Here is a 25,367-nt window from a genome sequence, read left to right as displayed (position 1 = left end):
TATCCGAAAAGATTACTTTTACCACATAAAATAAATGTTTAAAATAGCAAATTAATCGCTTGCGGATTTAAGGTATTATAAGTATAATTACGTTTAATAAATCTTTTTTTATAATAGTATATACAATCTACGGAACAGTGGAGTATTTGTTATATACGCATGTTATGTGGCGTTATTTTCCAAAAAATTGAATTAATATATCATCTATGGTTTGATTCCAATTTGAATCTCTATGACCATCGTTGTGTTCAAAATATTTGTATGGAATGCCCAAACTATCTAATCTTCGATTAAACTTTCTAACTTCTTGCAAAAGAGACGAATTTGCTTGCGGAAACTCTAAATCAAAAGTCCCTACATCTATATAAACACTTCGCAAAGGGTGCTTTTCCTTTTTTGTCAAATATGTAGAAAAGAGAACTTTGTCGTTACACCAATTCTCATAAATAGTACCCGATTGACTAGCAATATTTGCAATGTATTCAGGATATAATAAACCCGTTGCAATGGAAATCATACCGCCACCAGATGCACCCATAATACCCCAATTTTCAGGTTTATCATAAGTTGAATAGTTTGCTTTTATAAAAGGGATAATTTCATTGACGAGATAGTTTGCAAAGTCAATGTTTTCCTCACAAACTTCATTGTTTCTATCCATTGCAGGTATAAATACAGTAATTATTGGGACAATTAAAGAATCATGAATGAGATTATCTAATACATTCTTATAAGGTGTTGTGTAAAGTTTCACATCTCCGTCATAAACTAACATAACAGGATAACCCCTTTCCTTGTTATAATTAGGAGGAAGATAAATGTAAATTTTCCTATCTAAAAATAATTCAGTCTTGCTTTTCAAAACTCTGGATACAATACTTCCTTTTTTTACTTCTTGGCGTAAGTCTAAATAGGGAGACTTTACAAATTTTGGCATCTGGAAAATATTCCGGTCACCGAATTCAAAATTCACTTCAATATCTCTATTAAGGCTATCAAGTACTGTTTCACCATTAATGACAAATTGATATTCAATTTGGCTGTTCGATGGAATTTCATAAGTTTTGTAAAATAGGTTCAATTCCCCACAATTGATGACTGACATTTTGTGAGGTGTTGCCCAACCATTTTGCAGGTCGCCACGAATAAATAATGAATCAGCCTTTAAATAAGCAATAAAATGTACTGTCTTATCATCCTCAATTATTGGAGTTTTGTTAATCTTGGAAAGATATTTTTGAACTAAATTATTTCTTTCTCCAACTGGAGAATTTTGAACATTCTGGATAAATCCGTTAAATGGTAAAGTCCCATTTTTTTTAGAATTGCACGACCAAAGTCCAACGCATAGAAATAAAATAATTATGTATTTAATATTATTCATTTAGTCAAAATTTTTCTTTTAGGTGTGTATTCTAATGCCACACAACGTGTTATATAGTTACTTTTATTGTTCATATCCCGTAAATAGGTCAGGACTGGTAGTTTTTTAGTGGTCGTTATCCCGTAAATATAAAGTTTTATAATAGTACCAAAAAGAGATTATTATTTATTTCCTTATAAACTAATAGCAACCACCAACCCTTCATTGGCACGTACATTAAAAACGGTATCATCTTCAAAAATAAGATATTGTCCTTTTATTCCGGTTAGTTTCCCCGTGTAGGCTTGGGCTTTAATCAGGTTTAAACTTTTTGGGGTTGTTGGATATTTTTCAACAGGAAACTCTATATTGGTTTCGGTATTGGTTTCAATAAAATAATCTTTGGCTTCATCTGGAATGTATTGCTTTAACCGTTCGCGCCATTCCACCAAATTTTCATCAACAATATCATTTTTAAGCATCGTCCGCCAATTCGTTTTATCGCCTACATGGTCCTTTAAAGCCACCTCGGTAATGCCTGCTAAGTAACGGTTGGGCACTTCCACAATTTCAATGGCTTCATGTGCACCTTGGTCTATCCAACGTGTTGGCACTTGGTTTTTTCTGGTTACGCCCACTTTCACGTTGCTGGAATTCGCTAAATACACTATATGTGGTTGCAGCTGTACTTTCTTTTCGTATGCTAAATCACGGTCTTCCTTATCCAAATGTGCGGTACTAAGTTCGGGTCGCATAATCCAATCGGCTGCTTGTGGGATTTCAAAAAAACAACTTTTACAAAACCCTTGTCGGTAAATGGGTTTGTCCAATCCGCAGTTTAAACACTGGTATTTAACAAATTGAATGGTAATGGTTTTATCCAACAACTGGTTCATATTTATAAAATCGCTGTCAAACACCAAATAGTATTGGATGGGACTTGAAAACTCCGTTTCCATTTTTGTTAAAACACCTTGGAAATTCATAAAAAAAAGTCTTATTTTTAAAAAATTAAAGATAACATAAATATGCCAATCCCTATAGTGAATTCCATTGCTTCTTGGTTCTTAAAAAAGCGGTTCCATCAAATTGAATTGTTTTTAAAATACCCCAACGAAGTACAAAACGAATTGCTTTTAAACCTTTTGGATATGGCAAAAGACACCCAAATTGGTAAGGAACACGAGTTTTCTACCATAAAAAACTACCGAACTTTTGCGGAGCGTATTCCCATTAAAAATTACGATGGTTGGCAAGATGTTGTAGAACGCTCCATGAAAGGGGAAAACAATCTGTTTTGGCCAACACCCATCAAATGGTTTGCAAAATCAAGCGGAACCACACGTGCCAAAAGCAAGTTTATTCCTGTAAGCGAAGAATCGCTTGAAGATTGCCATTATGCCGCCAGTAAAGATTTACTGTGCATGTACCTTAACAACAACGAAGAATCCCAATTGTTTACGGGCAAAAGTTTACGCTTGGGCGGAAGCAAACAGCTATACAAAGAAAATGATACGGTGTTTGGCGATTTGTCGGCCATTTTAATTGACAACATGCCTTTTTGGGCGGAATTTAGCAGCACCCCAAGCAACAGAGTGTCTTTAATGAACGATTGGGAGCACAAGATGCAAGCCATTGTTAACGAAACCATGAATGAAAACGTAACGAGTCTTGCCGGTGTGCCTTCGTGGATGCTGGTATTGCTTAACAATGTTTTAGAAACCACAGGGAAACAAAACCTGCACGATGTTTGGCCAAATTTGGAAGTCTATTTTCACGGCGGGGTAAGCTTTACGCCCTATAAAGACCAATACAAAAAAATACTGCCAAAAAAAGACTTTAAGTATTATGAGATTTACAATGCTTCGGAAGGATTTTTTGCCATTCAAGACCAAAATGATTCCAACGAATTATTGCTCATGCTTGATTATGGTATTTTTTACGAATTTATTCCCATGAATATTTATGGAACGGTAAACGAAAAAGCCATTCCTTTGGGTGAGGTCACTTTAAACCAAAACTACGCCCTCATCATTACCACCAATGCGGGGTTGTGGCGTTATAAAATTGGGGACACTATTAAATTCACCTCATTATCTCCCTACAGAATCAAGGTTACTGGAAGAACCAAGCATTTTATAAATGTTTTTGGTGAAGAACTTATTATTGAGAATGCCGAAGAAGCTTTAAAAAAAGTCTGCAAACGTACCAAAGCCGAAATAGTGGAGTATACTGCAGCCCCTATTTTTATGGAAGGTAAAGAAAAAGGCGGACACGAATGGCTTATTGAATTTAAAACAGCGCCTAAAGACATTCACTATTTTAATGAGCTTTTTGATAATGCATTGAAAGCTTTAAATTCGGACTACGAAGCAAAACGATACAACAATATAACACTCAACAAGCCTAAAATCAACATCGCACGCCAAAATTTATTTTACGACTGGTTAAAACAAAACAATAAATTAGGCGGGCAGCACAAAGTACCCAGACTTTCAAACACACGCGATTACATGGATGATTTGTTAAAATTAAATTGATCTGAAATAAAATAGCACGGTAGATGCATTCCTGAATAACAGACTTGAAGCGTTTGTTATTCTCAATTAATTTTAGTTTTAGAATATCCGACCAACTGCAGGTGCAAAAGTTTTTAAACGAGTATTTTGTCTTATCATCTAAAAGTAAAACAAAGAGTTTGGCGTGTACTTAAAATACGCATACTTTTAAATCAGTTTTTAAAAACGGTATGAACATTTATCCATAATGTCCTTTATTAATTAACATCCATATAAAAATAAAAAACCACGCTGCATAGCGTGGTTTTTTTAGGATAGGATGTAACGATAAATTTTTACACACTCGCTTTCATTAACTCTCTGTTCATCCGCGCTATGTTTTCAAGCGAAATATCTTTAGGGCATTCAATTTCGCAAGCACCGGTATTGGTACAATTACCAAAACCTTCCAGATCCATTTGTGCTACCATGTTTTTAACACGGTCTGCAGCTTCCACCCGACCTTGTGGCAATAATGCAAATTGAGATACTTTTGCCCCAACAAATAGCATAGCACTTGAGTTTTTACAAGTGGCTACACAAGCACCGCAACCAATACAGGTTGCAGCATCCATAGCTTTGTCGGCAGCATGTTTGGAAATTGGAATAGAATTGGCGTCTTGTGTATTACCTGAAGTATTGACCGAAATAAAACCACCTGCTTGCTGTATTCTATCAAAAGCACTTCTATCTACAATTAAATCTTTAATTACAGGAAACGCCGTAGCGCGCCATGGTTCAATATAAATAGTGTCGCCATCATTAAAGCTACGCATGTGCAATTGGCAAACCGTTATGCTTCTGTCGGGTCCGTGTGCACGACCGTTTATGTACATGGAGCACATACCGCAAATGCCTTCTCTACAATCGTGGTCAAACGCTACTGGTTCTTCGTTTTTATCTATAAGATCTTGATTTAAAACATCTAGCATTTCTAGAAAAGACATATCGGGCGATACATCATCAAGTTTATAATCTACAATTTTCCCTTTTTCTTTAGCGTTTTTTTGACGCCATATTTTCAATGTTAGTTTCATATTATTTAGTTTTTGGTTATTAGTTGTTTTGTTGTTAGTATATGTAAACAATAAACTAACAACTACCAACCATCAACTATTTATAGCTTCTTTCTTTTACTTCAATATTTTCGTAAACTAGCTCTTCTTTGTGTAAAACGGCATCTTTTGGTTCTCCTTTATGCTCCCAAGCAGAAACATATTGCATTTCTTTACGTCGTAAAGCTTCCCCATCAGGTGTTTGGTATTCTTCTCTAAAATGCCCACCAGCAGATTCTTCTCGCTGTAAAGCGTCTTTTGCAAACAATTCACCCAATTCCAAAAAGTCTGCTACCCGACCCGCTTTTGCAAGTTCTTCATTATATTCATTTGCATTTCCGGGCACTTTAACATCTTTCCAAAACTCTGCACGTAGTTTGGCAATTTCAGAAATAGCAGATTTTAAATCTTTTTCGTTTCTTGCCATTCCACATTTATTCCACATAATTTTTCCTAATTTTTTGTGGAAATAATCTACGGAGTGCGTTCCGTTGTTGTTTATTAACTTATCTAAATTGGATACGACTTGTTTTTCAGCTTCTTCAAATTCTTTTGAATCGGTTGGAATAGATCCTGTACGAATATCATTGGCTAAATAATCTCCAATGGTGTAAGGTAGCACAAAATAACCATCTGCCAGTCCTTGCATTAACGCCGAAGCACCTAACCTATTAGCGCCATGGTCTGAGAAATTGGCTTCACCAATGGCGTATAGACCAGGAACGGTAGTCATCAAATTATAATCAACCCAAATACCTCCCATGGTGTAATGTACCGCAGGGTAAATCATCATAGGCGTTTCATAAGGGTTTTGATCTACGATTTTTTCGTACATCTGGAATAAGTTTCCATATTTAGCCTTAATAATGTCTTTACCTAATTTTGTTACAACGTTTTTATCATTTTCATCTAAACCTTTTACGTGGGCTTGTTCTTTTCCGTAACGTTCAATGGCAGCGGCAAAATCCAAATACACCGCTTCACTTGTTTTATTTACGCCATAACCTGCATCACAACGTTCTTTCGCTGCTCTTGATGCAACGTCTCGTGGCACCAAATTTCCAAAAGCTGGATATCGACGCTCTAAATAGTAATCTCTGTTTTCTTCAGCAATTTGAGTGGGTTTTAATTTTCCTTCTCTAATAGCAACAACATCGTCTAAGTTTTTTGGCACCCAAATTCTACCGTCATTTCTTAGAGATTCAGACATCAAGGTCAATTTTGATTGATGGTCTCCAGAAACAGGTATACAAGTAGGGTGTATTTGTGTAAAACAAGGGTTTGCAAAGTAAGCGCCCCGTTTATGTGCTTTCCATGCGGCAGTGACGTTACTGCCCATAGCATAGGTTGATAAATAAAATAAGTTGCCATAACCCCCTGTGCCTAATACTACGGCATGTGCTGAGTGGCGCTCAATTTCGCCGGTAACCAAATTTCTTGCGATGATGCCTCTTGCTTTTCCATCAACAATAACAACATCGAGCATTTCGTGGCGACTGTACATTTTTATTTTACCACGCCCAATTTGACGGTTCATGGCAGAATAAGCACCCAATAATAACTGTTGCCCTGTTTGTCCTTTGGCATAAAATGTTCTAGATACTAATACCCCACCAAACGAGCGGTTATCCAACAATCCACCATAATCACGAGCAAAAGGCACGCCTTGGGCCACACACTGGTCTATAATATTGGTAGATACTTCGGCTAAACGATGTACATTGGATTCACGAGAACGGTAATCGCCACCTTTAACGGTATCATAAAACAACCTATATGTTGAATCACCGTCACCTTGATAATTTTTTGCTGCATTAATGCCTCCTTGAGCTGCAATAGAGTGCGCACGACGCGGTGAATCTTGAAAACAAAAAGACTTTACATTATATCCTAATTCTGCTAACGTTGCAGCGGCGGAACCTCCCGCTAAACCAGTTCCAACAATAATAACATCTATATTACGCTTGTTGGCTGGGTTTACTAAATTGATGTGGTCTTTATAATTTGTCCATTTATCTGCAATTGGACCTTTTGGTACTTTTGAATCTAATGCCATATATCTGGGATTAATGGTGATTTAAATAATGATAAAGTGCAATAATTATGAATCCTAAAGGGATAACAATGGCAAAGCCTTTACCAAAGGTTTGTAACGATTTTTTTCTAATGGTTGAAGCCCCTATAGATTGAAATGAGGAAGCAAACCCATGGGCTAAGTGCAGCCCCAATAGAATAAAAGCAATAACATAAGCGCCCACTCGCCATGGATTTTGGAATTTTTCTACCAATTCGTGGTAATATCTAAAACCCCCATCGTGCAGTCCCGACATATCGCCTTGAATATATTTGGTGTTTAATTCCGGTATCCAAAAATCAATAAAATGTAACACAAGAAATGCCAGGATTACCAACCCACTATAAATCATGTTCCTGCTCATCCAAGTAGAATTTGCCGAACCATTATTTTTAATATACCCTATTTTTCGAGCTCTATTATTTCTAATCTCTAAAACAAATCCCATGATAAAATGGAATACCACTCCAAAAATCAAAACCGGCTGCAATGCATATTGAACCAATGGATTCGTGCCCATAAAATGCGAAAATTCATTAAACACATCTTCGCCAAACAATGAAGTTATATTTACCGCTACATGAATAATTAAGAAAAACATGAGGAAGAAAGCCGAAAGCGCCATGGCTACTTTTCTTCCTATTGAAGAATTAAAAAATCCGCCCATTATTGTGTGTTATTTATTTGTTTGCAAAGGTACGCTAGGTTAAAGTTTTAGGCAACTAACAAATGTCATGTTTTTACTATTTAGAACGATTATAAAAAACGTTTCCGTGGAAATAAATAGGGTCTTTCCCAAAACCCCTCTTTGCTTGTTACAGCAATTTATTCCAAAATTATCTTTTTGGTAACCTTGGCATTATCTGATTGTATATTAACAAAATACATGCCTTTTGAGGCGCCATATAGACTAATTGTTTTTATTCTTGATGAATTTGTCATATCATATTCTGAAATAAGCCTTCCGCTAATATCATAAATAACCACTTTTTCTAAGTTTATCGATGATGCGTTTTTTATGTAAAATGAACCGTTTGATGGGTTTGGATAGATGGTTATGGTTTCTTTCAATTCTTCTTCTTCTGTACTCAAGTTACATATAGCAGAGTTTGTCATAACAGGTTGTGCACATGCTATAACCACACCAGATCCACTGGTACTTCTATTTTGTACATTATTGGCTGCCGTTATATTACCTGGAGAAAATTGCCGTTGCTGTTCTCCCAGGCCAAGATTAAAGTGCATAATGTCATCTTGATTATTTCCATTAAATACTTTATCTATAACATGCCCTAATTGGTGTCCATGCCCTAACTCGTGCAAAGCGACACTTTTAAAATCATACTCCACTAAGGGCAAACCTGAACCAAAATACCAACCTACCCCACTATCAAAAACAATGTCAAGCTCTACAACTCGAGCATCCCAACTGGAAGCATTACCAATAAAACCACAGGTTGCAATTCTGCTAAAACATTGTCCAAGAACATCCTCTGGCAAATTATCAGCAGGAATGGCATTATTATCAAATTTAACCACATTTACATTATCAGATGCAATCACATCTATGGTCGTGGCTGATCCACTAATAATCCAGTTTATCTTAGTTTCACATCGCCATTGGTCAATAGCACTTTGAAAAGCTGCTTTTGCGCCAGGAAATTCAGTGTCATTAAAAAAATCAGTCTGCATTTCCCAAGTATAGCCTCCACTTCCATTATCATTATAATGTCTTATTGGATATGCATACAAACCAAGAGGCCCATTACTACCCCCATTTGCTGTATTATCGTCAGGATCTAAAATAGCATTATCTTCTGAATAGGAAATTATCAAATCGTTTGCAGAAAACCCTTTTAAACCTCCACTATCTTGCACTAAAATCGGACCGGTTCCTGCTTCGGACGGGATTTGAACAGTAATTTGTGCATCATTCCAAGTTAAAACTTGCGAATCTAGTGCCAAAGCAAAAGTTGCACCTCCATCATCGGCATTACTAAAACCAACTTTACCTTTTGTTCCTCCAAAACCGGACCCGTTAATTGTAAGTACTGTTTTGGTTCCTGCCGAAGCTGTTGTTGGTGAAAAACTTATGCTTATAGGCTGTAAAGAAGTCTTAGCGGATGGATTGTTTTTGAAAATTTCAAAAACTAACTCAAATGATTTTATTTCAATATAATTTGACTTTGTATAATTCATTATTTCACTATAAAATGATGACTTAATACCCTTCTTTTTATTAAACAGGTTTGAAGCACTATCATCATATAGATCATACTTATAAAAACCTTGGAGCGAACCATAAGCCTTGTATTGTTTATTTACAAACTTTCCTTTTGAGTTTAAATAAACATCATTGTCCTGTAAAGCAAAAATACCTATGTCCCCTTCTTGAAGTTTAAGGCTAGGTGTTACAATCAATGTTTCAAAACCAATGGTACCACCTATGGTTATAACCTCTAAAGTAGTTATTGGATTCCCTTTAAAAACTTTATACACTTCAACGGTATTGGCTGTATATATATTTTTATTTTCAATATCCCAAAAAGATGTTTTAGAAATTACTTTACCTTCAACAACTAAACTTGAGTTTTTTATTTGTTTTTCTAAAGAAGCCTCTTTAAGTAACATTTGCGCGTTCAGGTTAGGCAAACCCAACACTAACAGCAATAAAATGATTGTAACCCGAAGTATAATATTTTTCATAACATTCTATTTTTTTCCACAATTTCAAAACGGTGAAGTATCAAATATACCAATTTTTTTCCACAAGATTTATTTAGTTTTGCTACTTTTAGCAGGCTTAATATTTTTATAACATATAAAAGTCTGCCAATTATTTATCATACATAAAATTGATTTACAGTAAATTACAGATTAACAATTCTAATTGAAACATGAAACGAGCATGTTAAAAGCATTATCACCCAACGAAATGATTAATAGCGAACAGCCCCGATAGCTATCGGGATAAAAAACAATAAATATAAAAACATGAAATATTTACCTATTAACCCTTCACTTTTTACAACAAACAGAAAAAACTTCACTTCTAAAATGAAGCCCAATAGTTTGGCTGTATTTAATTCCAACGATATTTATCCCATAAGCGCCGATAGCACCATGCCTTTTGAACAGCATCGGGACATTTTTTATTTAAGCGGCGTGGACCAAGAAGAAAGCATTTTGGTTTTGTTTCCCGACAGCCCAAAAGAAAAACATCGGGAAATATTGTTTTTAAAAGAAACCAACGCACACATCGCTGTTTGGGAAGGCGAAAAATTAACCAAAGAAGCCGCTTTTGAAACCAGTGGCATAAAAACGGTGTATTGGCTTCAGGAGATGGAAAAAATCATGTTTGAAATCATGACACAGTGCGACACGGTTTATATAAACACCAACGAACATTATAGATCTAACACCGAAACTGAAACGCGAGAGGACCGCTTTACGAAATGGTTGAAAGAAAAATACCCAGCGCACGCTGTGGCCAAAAGCAATCCTATTTTACAACGCCTTCGTTCTGTAAAAGACCCGATTGAAATCGATTTAATCCAACAAGCTTGTAATATTACCGAAAAAGGCTTTCGGCGCATTTTAAATTTTGTGAAGCCCAATGTTTGGGAATACGAAATTGAAGCGGAGTTTATGCACGAATTTTTAAGAAATCGTTCTAAAAAATTTGCTTACACCCCCATAGTGGCCTCGGGCAACAATGCCAACGTTTTGCACTATGTAGAAAACAACAAACAATGTAAAGCGGGCGATTTAATTTTATTGGATGTTGGTGCCGAATATGCCAATTATTCTAGTGATATGACGCGCACCATTCCCGTTTCGGGCACATTTACAAAACGACAAAAAGCAGTTTACAGCGCCGTGAACCGTGTAAAAAACAACGCCACAAAAATGTTGGTGCCAGGAACTGATTGGGCTGCTTACCATGTTGAAGTTGGGAAACTAATGACTTCGGAATTACTGGATTTAAAACTTTTGGATAAAGCCGATTTGCAAAACGAAAACCCGGAATGGCCAGCATACAAAAAGTATTTTATGCACGGTACCAGTCACCACATGGGATTGGACACACATGATTATGGTATTTTAACCGAACCTATGCAAGCCAATATGGTGTTTACCGTTGAGCCTGGTATTTATATCCCAGAGGAAGGTTTTGGTATTCGATTGGAGGATGATGTGGTTATCCAAAAATCGGGCGAGCCATTTAATTTAATGCGTAATATTCCTATTGAAGCTGAAGAAATTGAAGAGATTATGAATTCATGAAATAATAAAGGGCCGTTTTTCAACGACCCTTTTTGCTAGCATTACTAAAATTTTGCAATTTACAGAGTGACTAATTCAAATAAATAATCGTTTAGTTTTTGCAGCGTATTAATCTTATTTTTGGTGTCCACCAACAGTGAAATATTGTTGTTGCTTCCTCCATAGGAAATCATTCTAATTTTTACATCCTGTAATATTTGGAATAACTTATATGTTTCGGAATGATTCACAACCGAATGGCCCACCAAACAAATAATACTTTGGTTTTTATCCACTTCAATAGTTGCGAATTTTTCTAATTCAGCTAAAATTTTATCCAAGTTTCTATCGTCATCAATAGTTAATGAAACAGCTACTTCAGATGTTGTAATCATATCGATGGACGTTTCGTAGGCTTCAAAAATCTCGAATACTTTTTTCAAGAATCCATGTGCTTGCAGCATCCTGCCTGATTTTATTTTAATGGCAGTGATACCATCTTTAGCGGCCATGGCTTTAACCCCATTTTCAGAATGATCGTTATTTATTAACGTTCCAAAAGCTTCTGGGTTCATCGTGTTTTTTAATCGTACCGGAATATTGAGCGCTCTTACAGGTGTTACCGTTTGCGGATGCAATATTTTTGCCCCGAAGTATGCTAATTCCGCTGCCTCATCAAATGATAGATTTGAAATTGGCCTGGTGTTTTCAACATATCTTGGGTCGTTGTTATGCATCCCATCAATGTCTGTCCAAATTTGTACTTCTTCAGCATTTATAGCAGCCCCAATAATTGTTGCTGTGTAATCGCTTCCACCACGTTGAAGATTCGAAATACTTCCTTTATCATCTAAACAAATAAAACCTTGTGTAATATAAATTTCTGAATCCTCAGCCTTCTCAAAAGTTGCTTTAAAATGCGTTTTTATATAATTGATATCCGGATCTTTATCGGCATCAATCTTCATAAAATCCAACGCAGGCAATAAAGCTGAACTGATACCTTCTTGTTTCAAATAACTGTTCACCATATAGGTGGAAAGCAACTCGCCCTGTGCAACAATTTCATTTTCCAAATCCATTGAAAAAGGCTTATAAGTGGACTCCACCAACACATTAAAAATGCTGGAAACGTATGTTTTTACATCCTTATTCAATGCAGCGTCCTGAAACAAATTATCTATGACCTTAAAATACGTTTCATGAAGCTTATTTATTTTTTCGGTAGCTTCATTAGTTTCATCATCGGCAATGTGTTTTGCTATAGCCACCAACTGGTTTGTTGTGCCAGACATAGCCGACAAAACAACCACCTTTTTTTCGCCGTCGTTTATTATATTCTTAACATTCCATATATTTTCAACCGATCCAACCGAAGTTCCACCAAATTTTAATACTTTCATAAGTTATGCTTATTGCTTTTATCCCTATAAAATCGGTTTGATTCCATTTTCTTAAACACATAAAATTTCCAAACCAGATTCATTATCCTCAATTCAAAGCACGAAAGTATAACTCCTTTGCTTAAAAAAGATATTTATTAAAAAATATGTTTATTTTTGCACATATTGTTAAATAGTTAACATAAAACTTCCATAACGAGTTTTTGATACCCAAAGCAATGATTATAAGGAAGAACCATGTGACTCCCGATAGCTATCGATAAAAAACAATAAATAAAACACATGAAAACTGTATCAAACTGTGTTGAAGACCTATTGATCACACAACCATACCTAGAAGAAGCACTTTCCAGAAACATCATAAATTTCAGTGCTTTGGCCATTGAGCTTACTGAGCCCATAAGCAAAATGCTAAAAAAAGACGTGAAACCTGGAGCTATCATGATGGCTTTAAGGCGGTACAATCCGCCACCCGCATTGTCCAATTCTGTAAAAATGAAAAAGTTTATGCAGAATTTGGGTGATATAACCGTGCGCTCAAACCTAACCGATTTCACGATAAAAAACTCGGACACCATTATTGATAATCATGCCAAAATATTAGAACGCATCAATCAGGAGTCTAAATTATTTTACACGTTTACCAGAGGCATTCACGAAAGCAATATTATCATTTCAAGCAGTTTAAACGACTTTATAAAAGAGAATTTAAAAAGCGAAAGCTTTATTGCCATACAAGACGGCCTTTCTGCCATTAGTGTTAATCTGCCACAGGACAATTCTAAAATTGCGGGGTTATATTATCAATTTTTTAAGCGTTTGGCTTGGGAGGGCATTGTGCTTTATGAAGTCATTTCAACCACTAACGAGTTTACTATTTTAGTTGAAGATGAATTTGTTGACAAGGCATTTACAGCTATCAAAAAGGTAAAAGCCTAGAGTATTTAGATTTGTTTTCAAAATAACTTTGTGTACCCTTAGTATTTTTTTGTGTGATTCTGTGAAATAACTATGACACTAAGATACACAGAGAAAACACAAAGCTACACAAAGAAAAAAAGCAAAGATGTAATTGACATAACACTATTCTAATTAAAAATGACACTACTTTTTAAGGACATCAACATTTTTTACACCGACCAAGGCAAAGGAAACCCTGTGGTTTTGCTGCATGGTTTTTTAGAGAATTCTACCATGTGGGATGCATTCATTCCTCAGTTATCCAATAAAAACAGAGTGATTTGCATCGATTTACTGGGACACGGAAAAACACCATGCTTAGGCTATGTTCATACCATGGAACTTATGGCAGAAACCGTTGAAGCGGTGCTTAATCATTTAAAAATAAAGCACGCTATTTTTATTGGGCACTCCATGGGTGGTTATGTGGCGCTCGCTTTCGCGGAAAATAACCCAAGTGCATTAAAAGGTCTGTGTTTAATGAATTCTACCGCACTGGCTGATACCGATGAGAAAAAACAAAATAGGGACCGAGCGATTATTGCAGTAAAACAGAATTATAAAACCTTTGTTAGAATTGCGATAAACAATTTATTCAGACCAAAAAACAGGATTGTTTTCGCCGATAGGGTCAAAGAAGTTATTAACAGCGCTTTAGAAACTCCTTTGCAAGGTGTCATTGCCGCGCTTGAGGGCATGAAAATTAGAAAAAACAGGGAACAGGTTCTTGAATATTCAGGTTTCAAAAAAATGATGATCATTAGTAAAAGAGACCCCGCACTCGATTACAATTCATTAATTGGCCAAACTAAAAAACGGGATATTAAAGTAGTGGAATTTCAAGATGGGCACATGAGCCATATTGAAAACAACAAAGAATTTTTATTACAAATAATGTATTTCATCGATTTTATATAGCTTTTTATCGTTTTATTTATTTTTTTTATCTATATTTATAAACTTAAAAGCCATTATCCATGAAAACCACCAACAAAAAACCTACTGCAATCCCTAAAATGTACTGCACTCTTTTTGGGCATGATTATCAAGTAACTAAAAAAGTTACCTACCATGTAAAAGAGTACACCTGCTGCCATTGCAAACGGCAGTTAACCACAAACAGCAATGGAAGCTTAATAGAATTAACCCCTAAATTCAAGGAAATAAATGCCATCTTAGAGCATATACACCACACAAGGATGGAACGTTCAAAGGAAAAAGCAATCCTTTCGTCGATTTATTAACAAATTGTTAATAACTCTGAAATGTTTTTTATAGTTTAATAGTCTCTAAAGAATTAATTAATAATTACAAGACATTAAATGAAAAACTTTCATTGCCTGATCTTTGGTCATGATTATAAAGTAACACGACATGTTACCTATCATGTCAAGGAATATGCGTGCAATAACTGCAAAAAACAGCTCACTACCGGCGGAAACGGAAACTTGATTGAATTAACCCCAAAATTCAAGGAAATAAACGATGTTTTGGAACGCGTCCATAATAAGCGCATCACTAAATCCAATAAGCAGTTCAATATAGGTAAACTTTTAGTGTTTAGGCATTAAAATTTTTCCATCCTTGTGCCTTAATTGGTATTCTTGATTCACCTCTGGTTACCAAATGCATCCCATCGGTCGCTTCTTTCATAAAACCAATCACACTAAAATTAGGATTCGCTTTTATTTTTGGGAAATCGGCTTGGGAAATGGTGAACAAAAGCTCATAATCTTCACCGCCATTTAAAGCCACTGTGGTGCTATCCATATTAAATTCCTCACAGGTAGAAATTACTTGGGGATCTAACGGTATTTTATCTTCATATAAATCGCACCCTACATCACTATGTTTACATAAATGCATGATTTCTGATGACAAACCATCACTTATATCGATCATGGAAGTCGGTGTCACATCCAAATCTTTCAATAATTTAATAATATCTTTTCTAGCTTCTGGTTTTAATTGGCGCTCTATAATATAAGTGTACGGTGCTAAATCTGGTTGACTGTTCGGGTTTACTTTATGCACTGCTTTTTCACGTTCTAATACCTGAAGCCCCATATAGGCCCCTCCCAAATCGCCAGAAACGACTAATAAATCGCTGGGTTTGGCACCAGACCGGTAAACTTCTTGCTCAACTTCGCCAATAGCCGTAACCGAAATTAGCAGTCCTGTTGTAGAAGAAGTGGTATCGCCACCCACCACATCTATATTATATAAATTGGCAGCAGTTTCAACGCCTGCATATAATTCTTCAAGGGCTTCCAAAGGAAATCGATTCGACACCGCAATGGAAACAGTAATTTGGGTGGGAACAGCGTTCATAGCATACACATCCGATAAATTAACTATAACCGCTTTATATCCCAAGTGTTTTAAGGGCACATAACTTAAATCGAAGTGCACACCTTCCACCAATAAATCGGTACTGACCACTATTTTCTTATTGTTAAACTCTAAAACTGCCGCATCATCACCAATACCTTTAAGGGTCGATTTATGGTTGATCTTGAAATTTTTGGATAAATGGTCAATAAGTCCAAATTCCCCCAAATCACTTAATTGAGTACGCTGTTGGTTTTTATCTTCTATCATATTGCAAAAATAGGAAGCTTATTTATATAAACGCGTACCCTTTAAGTGAACTTATTTAAACTTTTTGGATTGAAGCGAAAATTAATCATTTTATGACCAGTTGAAGGCTTTTTTTAATGGAACTCATCTTGACTTTTTGTTTTTAACCGAAAACGAGATAAAATCTGTCCAGATGAGGCACTTTTTGAAAGGCATAGCACCGCTACGCATAAAAAAGGTAACGCAATATGAACGAATTTTAGCCTTTTTTTTTAAGTACATGACAAAAAATTAGATTGACCTTCTGTAAATGGTACTAATCCCACTGAAATTGAGACCTGTCAGGTTTTTAAAACCTGACAGGTCTGGAACACATGAGATTATTAAACTGATGACAATTAGTTATATAACATTTATTTTTCAATTTTTGTCATGTACTTATCCTTTTTTTAGAAAATAGAAAAAGTCAAGATGAGTTCATTGCATAGCATCGCTACGGAACTACAAAAAGGTAAAAAATGGGTGCAAAAGGATGATTTTTTAGCCAATTGAAAAACTTTAAATGAGTTCTGTAATAAAAACTCAAATTATCGAAGTTAAAACCGTAAATCGGTAAGAAAGTATTATCTTTTTCAATCAATAAGAAAAACCTATAAAACTATATGCTAATATAATGTTAGGTTGTATGGAATTCCATGACTTATATTGTATATTTGTATCTTATTTAGAAACCGTCTTAATAAAAATAGTCTAAATTTTGATGAGACTTTCTTATTAAACGAGAAAAAAATTAATAATCGAATATTCAAAATTTCCCCAGTTTTGAGTTCCTTCCCTTTGGGATGGTTAGGATGGGCCAACTATGATAAAAGTTTCTGAAACAGCTAAGAAAAAAGTTATCGAACTTATGCAGGATGACGGTTTTAACCCTATTACCGACTTTGTGCGTGTAGGCGTTAAAAGTGGCGGTTGTTCTGGGTTATCTTACGACTTAAAGTTTGATAAAGAAAACCAAGAAGGCGATAAAGTTTTTGTTGATAATGATGTGAAAATTATAGTTGACAAAAAAAGTTTCCTGTACTTGGTTGGCACTACTTTGGAATATTCCGGAGGCTTGAACGGCACCGGTTTTGTGTTCAATAATCCGAACGCAAATAGAACTTGTGGTTGTGGCGAATCATTTTCGCTATAAAATGATTCAAGATTCAAAATTCTAAATTCAAGGTTGTGGCGTCGATAAAACAGTTTGAAGGTTTAAAAATTTGGAAACTATCAAGAGTATTATGCGATGATATTAATAATTTGGCTTTGAAAACCGATTTAAGAACAGATTACAAATTATACAGTCAAATAGACGGTTCATCTGGTTCTGTTATGGATAATGTAGCCGAAGGATTTGAACGTAATGGAAATAAAGAATTTATACAGTTTTTATCAATAGCTAAAGCTTCATGTGGCGAAACACGATCACAGTCGTATAGAGTGTTTGATAGAAATTATGCAACAAAAGAAGAATTTGAAAAGCTTAAAGAACAAACACTAACGTTAAGCAAGATGATTGGATCTTTTATGGGTTATTTACAAAAAAGTGATTTCAAAGGAAGTAAGTATAATAATTAAACGATACTTACAACTTTGAATTTTGAATAAAGAACTTTGAATTATGAAGTATACAGAAGACGATTTAAGGGAAGAGCTTAAAACCAAGGAATACGAATACGGATTTTATACGGATATAGCTTCCGACACGTTTCCTATTGGTTTAAATGAAGATATTGTTCGTGCTATTTCACTTAAAAAGGAAGAACCGGAATGGATGACCGAATGGCGATTGGAAGCCTTTCGTGCTTGGGAAAAAATGACCGAGCCTGAATGGGCAAATGTACATTATACAAAACCGGATTTTCAAGCCATTTCATACTATTCGGCGCCCAATAGCAAACCTAAATATGATAGTTTGGATGAAGTGGACCCTGAGTTGCTGGCAACATTCGCAAAGCTTGGTATTTCCATAGACGAACAAAAAAAACTCTCCAACGTTGCTATGGATGTAGTGGTTGATTCGGTTTCGGTGGCCACAACATTCAAAAAAACGTTGGGTGAAAAAGGCATTATATTCTGCTCTATTTCTGAAGCTTTAAGAGAACATCCCGATTTAGTAAAAAAATACATTGGTACGGTAGTGCCTCAAAAAGACAACTTTTATGCTGCATTAAATTCCGCTGTTTTTAGTGATGGCAGCTTTTGTTACATTCCAAAAGGGGTGCGTTGCCCCATGGAACTTTCAACGTATTTCAGAATCAATCAAGCAGGAACGGGGCAGTTTGAAAGAACTCTTGTCATTGCCGATGAAGGCAGTTATGTAAGTTACCTGGAAGGTTGCACGGCACCAAGTCGTGATGAAAATCAATTACACGCAGCTGTTGTAGAGCTCATTGCTTTAGACGATGCCGAAATAAAATATTCAACCGTTCAAAACTGGTACCCAGGAAATGCAGAAGGCAAAGGTGGTGTTTATAATTTTGTTACCAAACGTGGTTTATGCGAAAAGAACGCTAAAATCTCTTGGACACAGGTTGAAACCGGTAGTGCCATTACTTGGAAATACCCGTCTTGCGTACTAAAAGGCGATAATTCGGTTGGTGAATTTTACTCCATAGCAGTTACTAATAATTTTCAGCAAGCCGATACGGGGACGAAAATGATCCATTTGGGCAAAAACACCAAATCGACCATCATTTCAAAAGGAATTTCTGCTGGAAAATCACAAAACAGCTACCGTGGATTGGTTAAAATCAGTCCTAATGCCGATAACGCCCGTAACTTTTCACAATGCGATAGTTTACTAATGGGCAATGACTGTGGTGCGCACACATTTCCTTATATAGAAGCAAAAAATAAAACGGCAAAAATAGAACACGAGGCCACCACCAGCAAAATTGGCGAAGACCAAATTTTCTATTGCAACCAACGTGGCATTGATACCGAAAAAGCCATCGCCCTTATTGTAAACGGGTTTAGTAAAGAGGTATTAAATAAACTTCCTATGGAGTTTGCGGTAGAAGCACAAAAACTATTGGAAATTAGTTTAGAAGGAAGTGTAGGATAAAATAAAATTAAAAAAAGAAAGATTCCCAACTTTGAATCTTGAACTTTAAACCTTGAATTAAAAAAATGTTAAAAATTGAAAATTTACACGCAAGTGTTGAAGATAAAGCCATTTTAAGAGGCATAAATTTAGAAGTAAAGGCAGGAGAAGTCCATGCCATTATGGGCCCCAATGGTTCTGGAAAAAGCACCTTGGCTTCAGTTATTGCTGGAAAAGAAGAATATGAAGTTACCAAAGGAAATATTTTATTTGATAATGAAGACATCGACGGATTAGCTGCCGAAGAACGCGCGCACAAAGGCATTTTCCTGTCATTTCAATATCCTGTTGAAATTCCTGGGGTTTCAGTAACAAACTTTATGAAAACGGCCATCAACGAAACCCGCAAAGCAAAAGGTTTGGAAGATATGCCCGCCAAAGACATGTTGAAATTAATCCGTGAAAAATCGGAACTATTGGAAATTGACAGAAAATTTTTATCCCGTTCTATAAATGAAGGGTTTTCGGGTGGCGAAAAGAAACGTAACGAGATTTTCCAAATGGCGATGCTAGAGCCTAAATTGGCCATTCTTGACGAAACCGATTCTGGATTGGATATCGATGCACTTCGTATTGTTGCTAATGGTGTTAACAAGCTAAAAAGTAAAGACAACGCAGTTATCGTAATTACCCATTACCAACGTTTGCTGGATCATATTATCCCCGATTTTGTACATGTTTTGCACAATGGGCGCATTGTAAAATCAGGCGGTAAAGAATTGGCCCACGAACTTGAAGAAAAAGGATACGACTGGATTAAGGAAGAGGTAGGCGCATAGTGCCAGTTTGCTGTATTCAGTCGCAGTTTGCAGTTGCTTACTCAAATCTGAATACTCAAAAGTTAAAAAAAAGTAAAACAGTTTATTTCTCACTATTCACTTACTGAAAACTGAGACTGTGACTGAAAACTAAAAAACATGGATTTAAAAGAAAAATTAACAGCATCCTTCTTAGCATTCGAGAACGAAGTCGATACAGACACGTATATTCATAACGTTAGAAACGAAGCTATCAAAATATTTGAGGAAAAAGGCTTCCCCACCAAAAAGGAAGAGGCTTGGAAATACACCTCTTTAAACAGTGTTTTAAAGGAAGATTACAGTGTTTTTCCCAATCAGGAAAATAGCATCGAATATAATGAAGTAAAAAAATATTTCATTCACGATATTGATACTTATAAAATTGTGTTTATCGACGGGAAATATTCGTCGCACCTATCGCAAACCACACATGATGGTATGGATATTTGCTTAATGTCTTCGGCATTGACAAAACCCAAATACCGATTGATCATTGAAAACTACTTTAATAAAACAGCCACAAAAGATAGCTTGCCTTCATTAAACACAGCGTTTTCTAGCGAAGGCGCCTATATTCATATCCCAAAAAACAAATTGGTACAAAAGCCCATTCAAATCCTGTTTTTTTCAACGGGTAACGAAGCGGCAACCATGTTGCAACCCCGAAATTTAATTGTGGTGGATGAGAACTCGCATGTGCAGATCATCGAACGCCACCAAAGTTTAACCGATAACCCTGTTTTAACAAATAGCGTTACCGAGGTATTTACCAACAAACGCGCCATTGTCGATTATTACAAAATCCAAAACGACCATTTAAACGCCACGCTTATAGATAACACCTTTATAAAACAAAAGCAAGAAAGCGTTGCTTCGGTACATACTTTTGCGTTTGGCGGTAAATTAGTGCGCAACAATTTGAATTTCTTTCAAACGGGCGAGCGTATTGAATCTACGCTCAAGGGTATTACCATTATTGGTAATAATCAACATGTGGACCACAACACGTTGGTTCACCATATCGAGCCAAATTGCGAAAGCCATCAAGATTACAAAGGCATTTTTGGCGAAAACTCAACAGGCGTTTTTAACGGTAAAATCATCGTTAACAAAGAAGCACAAAAAACCAACGCCTTTCAAGCAAATAACAACATATTAATAAGCGATAAGGCCACCATAAACACCAAACCGCAACTGGAAATTTTTGCCGACGATGTAAAATGTTCCCACGGTTGCACCATTGGGCAGTTAGACGAAAGTGCCATGTTTTACATGCGTTCGCGCGGTATTCCAGAAAAAGAGGCCAAGGCACTTTTAATGTACGCTTTTAGTAATAACGTGTTAAGTTCGGTTAAAATCCCGGAAATAAAACAGCGCATTACTAAAATTATCGCCAACAAATTGGGTGTTAATTTGGGGTTTGATTTATAATTCCTGCGCAGGCAAGAATCCCATGATAATGACTAAAATTTTTATTTGAAGCCATTTCCCGCTATCCGCTATATCTTTTTTGCTTTTAATGGCAAAAAAGGATGCCGCTACTATCGGGGCTAGGGCATTTTAGAATGCATTAGCATTCAACAAAAAAAGATTATCTTAGTGTTAAAATTGGCGAAAATGGATATTGCAATATTAAAAAAGAAATTGATAGATAAAATTCAAACAACAAAAAGCAATGCGCTGTTGGAAGAAATTAATCTACTGTTAAGTTTAGAAGAAAGTTCTGAAAATGATGTGTATCAACTTAATGAAGAGGAACAAAATGCCATCGCCAAAGGTAGAGAAGATATTAAAAATGGAAGGTATTTAACAGATAAAGAAGCAAGCGAAGACATTCAAAAATGGTTAAAGAAATAATTTGGTCTGCCAAAGTACAACAAGACAGAAAAGATATTTTTGACTATTGGAATCAAAGAAATCATATAGTATTAAACTCAATATTCTTTTTTGGGGCGTCCGTTAAAATAATTTCAAAATACCCAGCAATAGGAAGACCAACTTCAAACAAAAACATTTGATTAAAAACTGTTAAAGACCATTTCATTTTTTATGAAACTTCCATAACTAACTCTTGATATTAAGAGAATGATTATGTGGAAGAACCATGTAACCGATAAAAAATAAATAATATAAATACATGAAGTATCAAGTGAAAAATTATTTATTCTTACCGTTTGGGGCAGCAGACAGAACCCCGAAAAGCTAAAATTATAACATGTTCAACGTAGAAACCATCCGAAAAGACTTCCCCATACTTTCTCGCAAAGTAAATGGCAAACCATGGACGTATTTAGATAATGCCTACTATCCGCTATATTTTTTTTAGATGAAAAACATAGACAAAAAAAGTTTGGAAAATGCGTATCGCTTGTTTGAAACAGGCGCTATTAACAAAATTGAAATTGGCACCACCAAAGGTTTGCAACAAATACATAGCTATCTGTTTAACAAATTGTATGATTTTTCAGGACATATACGCATAAAAAACATATCAAAAGGCGGTTTTAGGTTTGCAAACGCTTTGTACCTAAACGAAGTTTTGGCGAAAATTGAAGAAATGCCCGAAAATACTTTTGAGGAAATCATTGCCAAATATGTAGAAATGAATATTGCCCACCCTTTTATGGAGGGCAACGGAAGAACGATGCGGATATGGCTGGATATGCTATTGAAAACAAAATTAAAAAAAATGGTAAACTGGCAGTTCGTAGATAAAACAGGATACTTGCAGGCCATGGAAAGAAGCCCCGTTAACGATTTGGAACTAAGAGTATTGCTTTCAGCCAATTTAACCGATGACATAAACAACCGAGACATTATTTTTAAGGGCATAGAGCAATCCTATTATTATGAAGGATACGAGAAAGAAGACGATGATGAATAATGCAACAGCAGACAACATCAAAAAAAAGCTAAAATTATAACATGTTCAACGTAGAAACCATCCGAAAAGACTTCCCCATACTTTCTCGCAAAGTAAATGGCAAACCTTTGGTGTATTTTGATAATGCCGCCACCTCACAAACCCCACAACAGGTTATCGATGTAATTGTAGATTATTATTCAAATTACAACGCCAACATCCATCGTGGTGTGCATACTTTAAGTCAGGAAGCTACCGACAAATACGAACAAGCGCGAAACAAAATACAAACCCATTTCAGCGCCAAATTTGCACACGAAATTATATTTACTTCGGGTACAACCCATGGCATTAATTTAGTGGCGAACGGTTTTTCATCCCTATTAAAAAAAGGCGATGAAATCATTGTTTCAGCTTTAGAGCACCATAGCAATATTGTGCCTTGGCAAATGTTATGCGAACGCACCGAAGCTATTTTAAAAGTCATTCCCATGAACCAAGAAGGCGAATTGGTAATGGCGGAATTTGATAAATTGTTATCAAAAAATACAAAATTAGTGTTTGTAAATCATATTTCAAATGCGTTGGGAACCATAAACCCAATTGAACATATTATAGATAAAGCACACCAAGTGGGTGCCGCCGTTTTAGTTGATGGCGCACAATCTTGCCCACATATTAAACCCAATGTTCAAGCATTGGATGTCGATTTTTACGTCGCTTCAGCCCACAAAATGTGCGGGCCCACAGGCGAAGGCATGCTTTACGGCAAAGAAAGCTGGTTAAAAAAACTCCCTCCTTACCAAGGTGGTGGAGAAATGATTGCCGAAGTGACTTTCGAGAAAACCACCTATGCCGATTTGCCCCATAAGTTTGAAGCAGGCACCCCAAACATCTGTGGCGGTATCGCTTTTGGTGCAGCCATCGATTATATGAACGCTATTGGTTTCGAGGCGATTGCCAAATATGAAAACGGACTTTTGGAATACGCCACAGAAAAGCTTTTAGAAATAGAAGACTTGAAAATTTATGGTACTTCAAAACATAAAACTTCGGTTATTTCATTTAATTTAAAAGATATTCATCCGTATGATGTTGGTACTATTCTGGATAAATTGGGTATTGCAGTACGTACCGGTCACCATTGTGCGCAACCTATTATGGATTATTATAAAATTCCAGGAACGGTTCGAGCCTCTTTTGCTTTTTACAATACAAAAGCAGAAATAGACGTTTTGGTTGCTGGTGTTAAAAAGGCAAAAATGATGTTGTCTTAATCTTGGCGTTTAAACTAAGTACATAACAAAATAAATTACTCGTAACTTTAAGGATAACCAAGACCTCACAGATACTGTGTTAAAATCCTGTGAGGTCTTGATAACGAACAAACCGTAAACACTAAATATGTATGGTTTACGCTTCTAATCCAGCATTTTTATCAGACACTAACTAAATAACATACACACATGGAATGAGCATGACCGAAAATTGGTCGCAAATACCAATGATGACGTGCGAATTACACCTGCAGGCAGGAATGGCTGAAATTCGCCCATATTTCGTCCATTTTCTTATGCGTAGCGATGCTATGTATTTCAAAAATAGTCCCATCTGAACTCCCGCTTCGGGATCAACTCATTTTCGGTTAAAAACAAAAAGTCAAGATGTGTTCATAAAAAAAGGCGACCACTTTAAAAGAGGACGCCTTAATATTTTCAAGTAAGCATGTTACTTTTTCACTGCTTTAGGTGCGGTGAAACCTTTTTCAATTTATTATCTATGTATTGCGTAAGATGCAGCAACTGCTTGCTCTTTTAACTCTTTCATAAATAATTTGAACTTTCGTGTAAAATCTTTCATATTGTTATTATTTTAATTAATACTCTTTTATCGACGTTTTTTACATGGCGTCTCTATTTACCCATGTTTTTTGCAATGCTTTACAGTTTATCTATATTTTATGTATTTCAAAAAACTGATTATCAAATACTTAACAAATATACATGGATGTTTGGGTTTAATTCTAAAAAACTTGCCTAATGGTATATATTTTTGTTGAATGACCGATTAAGGGAAAAGTGGTGTTTGTAGGACTCTAGACGCTTGATTTTGAATTTGAGGCATGTCCTATTTGGTAAAAGAGAGTAAATTTTATAGAAACCTGTTGTTATATGTTTAAAAAACAAGGGATTACACTATAAATAATAATATGGAAAGTTAAAGATTAAATAAACAGTCTCTCTATATTTTTAAAGAAAGCAATCTGTTTATCGTTTTCCGTTATTGCGAAGGAGGAA

22 protein-coding genes are annotated in these 25,367 nt (G+C 35.7%); 14 read left to right on the top strand and 8 right to left on the bottom strand.

Annotated features, from left to right (window positions below):
* Window positions 1–172 precede the first annotated feature (172 nt).
* Together ACU1LP_RS10180 and ACU1LP_RS10175 are read right to left on the bottom strand one after the other, a co-directional pair.
* Window positions 173–1,384 (bottom strand): alpha/beta hydrolase-fold protein, encoded by a 1,212-nt coding sequence (locus tag ACU1LP_RS10180; RefSeq protein ID WP_445731329.1) that lies wholly within the window; start codon window positions 1,382–1,384, stop codon window positions 173–175.
* 173 nt (window positions 1,385–1,557) lie between these two features.
* Entirely contained in the window at window positions 1,558–2,349 is a 792-nt protein-coding gene (locus ACU1LP_RS10175) for a DUF2797 domain-containing protein (RefSeq protein WP_445731328.1), read from the bottom strand.
* Window positions 2,350–2,391: 42 nt separating this feature from the next.
* Here ACU1LP_RS10175 and ACU1LP_RS10170 point away from each other — a divergent pair, with 42 nt between their 5' ends.
* A complete protein-coding gene (locus ACU1LP_RS10170) occupies window positions 2,392–3,903 on the top strand; it encodes a GH3 auxin-responsive promoter family protein (RefSeq protein ID WP_445731327.1) in 1,512 nt (503 codons plus the stop codon).
* A 314-nt stretch (window positions 3,904–4,217) separates the two neighbouring features.
* Here the strand turns inward: ACU1LP_RS10170 and ACU1LP_RS10165 are convergent, their stop codons facing one another.
* The 4 genes from ACU1LP_RS10165 to ACU1LP_RS10150 all read right to left on the bottom strand — a co-directional run bounded on the left by ACU1LP_RS10165 (window position 4,218) and on the right by ACU1LP_RS10150 (window position 9,756).
* A complete protein-coding gene (locus ACU1LP_RS10165) occupies window positions 4,218–4,958 on the bottom strand; it encodes a succinate dehydrogenase/fumarate reductase iron-sulfur subunit (protein ID WP_445736196.1) in 741 nt (246 codons plus the stop codon).
* 76 nt (window positions 4,959–5,034) lie between these two features.
* Window positions 5,035–7,032 (bottom strand): fumarate reductase/succinate dehydrogenase flavoprotein subunit, encoded by a 1,998-nt coding sequence (locus ACU1LP_RS10160; protein ID WP_445731325.1) that lies wholly within the window; start codon window positions 7,030–7,032, stop codon window positions 5,035–5,037.
* Between the two features lie 10 nt (window positions 7,033–7,042).
* Entirely contained in the window at window positions 7,043–7,717 is a 675-nt protein-coding gene (locus tag ACU1LP_RS10155) for a succinate dehydrogenase cytochrome b subunit (protein ID WP_445731324.1), read from the bottom strand.
* 158 nt (window positions 7,718–7,875) lie between these two features.
* Complete coding sequence (locus ACU1LP_RS10150; RefSeq protein WP_445736195.1) at window positions 7,876–9,756, bottom strand: T9SS type A sorting domain-containing protein; 1,881 nt, start codon at window positions 9,754–9,756, stop codon at window positions 7,876–7,878.
* A gap of 288 nt (window positions 9,757–10,044) precedes the next feature.
* Here ACU1LP_RS10150 and ACU1LP_RS10145 point away from each other — a divergent pair, with 288 nt between their 5' ends.
* The gene (locus ACU1LP_RS10145; RefSeq protein WP_445733178.1) at window positions 10,045–11,337 is read left to right on the top strand and encodes an aminopeptidase P N-terminal domain-containing protein; all 1,293 of its coding nucleotides are present in this window, start codon (window positions 10,045–10,047) and stop codon (window positions 11,335–11,337) included.
* Between the two features lie 59 nt (window positions 11,338–11,396).
* Here the strand turns inward: ACU1LP_RS10145 and ACU1LP_RS10140 are convergent, their stop codons facing one another.
* Window positions 11,397–12,719, bottom strand: coding sequence for an aspartate kinase (locus ACU1LP_RS10140; protein WP_445733672.1), 1,323 nt, complete (start codon window positions 12,717–12,719; stop codon window positions 11,397–11,399).
* 282 nt (window positions 12,720–13,001) lie between these two features.
* Here ACU1LP_RS10140 and ACU1LP_RS10135 point away from each other — a divergent pair, with 282 nt between their 5' ends.
* The 4 genes from ACU1LP_RS10135 (at window position 13,002) to ACU1LP_RS10120 (ending at window position 15,250) form a co-directional block, all read left to right on the top strand.
* Window positions 13,002–13,658: a hypothetical protein gene (locus ACU1LP_RS10135; protein WP_445733673.1), complete on the top strand. Its 657-nt coding sequence runs from the start codon at window positions 13,002–13,004 to the stop codon at window positions 13,656–13,658.
* Window positions 13,659–13,817: 159 nt separating this feature from the next.
* Window positions 13,818–14,597 carry an alpha/beta fold hydrolase gene (locus ACU1LP_RS10130; RefSeq protein WP_445733674.1) on the top strand — a complete coding sequence of 260 codons (780 nt, stop codon included), beginning with the start codon at window positions 13,818–13,820 and terminating at the stop codon, window positions 14,595–14,597.
* Between the two features lie 59 nt (window positions 14,598–14,656).
* Window positions 14,657–14,923: a hypothetical protein gene (locus tag ACU1LP_RS10125; RefSeq protein ID WP_445733675.1), complete on the top strand. Its 267-nt coding sequence runs from the start codon at window positions 14,657–14,659 to the stop codon at window positions 14,921–14,923.
* A 78-nt stretch (window positions 14,924–15,001) separates the two neighbouring features.
* On the top strand, window positions 15,002–15,250 hold the full coding sequence (locus ACU1LP_RS10120; protein WP_445733676.1) for a hypothetical protein: 249 nt from the start codon (window positions 15,002–15,004) through the stop codon (window positions 15,248–15,250).
* Here the strand turns inward: ACU1LP_RS10120 and thiL are convergent.
* Window positions 15,240–16,280, bottom strand: coding sequence for a thiamine-phosphate kinase (thiL, locus tag ACU1LP_RS10115; RefSeq protein ID WP_445733677.1), 1,041 nt, complete (start codon window positions 16,278–16,280; stop codon window positions 15,240–15,242). The two genes, ACU1LP_RS10120 and thiL, sit on opposite strands and share 11 nt — an antisense overlap.
* An 841-nt stretch (window positions 16,281–17,121) precedes the next feature.
* Here thiL and ACU1LP_RS10110 point away from each other — a divergent pair.
* The 8 genes from ACU1LP_RS10110 (at window position 17,122) to ACU1LP_RS10075 (ending at window position 24,347) form a co-directional block, all read left to right on the top strand.
* Window positions 17,122–17,451, top strand: coding sequence for a HesB/IscA family protein (locus tag ACU1LP_RS10110; protein ID WP_445733678.1), 330 nt, complete (start codon window positions 17,122–17,124; stop codon window positions 17,449–17,451).
* A gap of 35 nt (window positions 17,452–17,486) precedes the next feature.
* Complete coding sequence (locus tag ACU1LP_RS10105; protein WP_445733679.1) at window positions 17,487–17,879, top strand: four helix bundle protein; 393 nt, start codon at window positions 17,487–17,489, stop codon at window positions 17,877–17,879.
* A 43-nt stretch (window positions 17,880–17,922) separates the two neighbouring features.
* Window positions 17,923–19,368, top strand: coding sequence for a Fe-S cluster assembly protein SufB (gene sufB / locus ACU1LP_RS10100; protein WP_445733680.1), 1,446 nt, complete (start codon window positions 17,923–17,925; stop codon window positions 19,366–19,368).
* 65 nt (window positions 19,369–19,433) lie between these two features.
* A complete protein-coding gene (gene sufC / locus ACU1LP_RS10095) occupies window positions 19,434–20,186 on the top strand; it encodes a Fe-S cluster assembly ATPase SufC (RefSeq protein WP_445733681.1) in 753 nt (250 codons plus the stop codon).
* Window positions 20,187–20,324: 138 nt separating this feature from the next.
* Window positions 20,325–21,638, top strand: a complete 1,314-nt coding sequence (sufD, locus tag ACU1LP_RS10090) for a Fe-S cluster assembly protein SufD (protein ID WP_445733682.1) — start codon at window positions 20,325–20,327, stop codon at window positions 21,636–21,638.
* 186 nt (window positions 21,639–21,824) lie between these two features.
* Window positions 21,825–22,064, top strand: coding sequence for a hypothetical protein (locus ACU1LP_RS10085; protein ID WP_445733683.1), 240 nt, complete (start codon window positions 21,825–21,827; stop codon window positions 22,062–22,064).
* 469 nt (window positions 22,065–22,533) lie between these two features.
* Window positions 22,534–23,091: a protein adenylyltransferase Fic gene (gene fic / locus ACU1LP_RS10080; protein WP_445733684.1), complete on the top strand. Its 558-nt coding sequence runs from the start codon at window positions 22,534–22,536 to the stop codon at window positions 23,089–23,091.
* 41 nt (window positions 23,092–23,132) lie between these two features.
* Window positions 23,133–24,347, top strand: a complete 1,215-nt coding sequence (locus ACU1LP_RS10075) for an aminotransferase class V-fold PLP-dependent enzyme (protein WP_445733685.1) — start codon at window positions 23,133–23,135, stop codon at window positions 24,345–24,347.
* Window positions 24,348–25,367: the final 1,020 nt, after the last annotated feature.

Source organism: Mariniflexile sp., from assembly GCF_052728615.1.
Note: the sequence above shows the minus strand (reverse complement) of the source record. Positions and strands in the feature narration are given on the sequence as shown.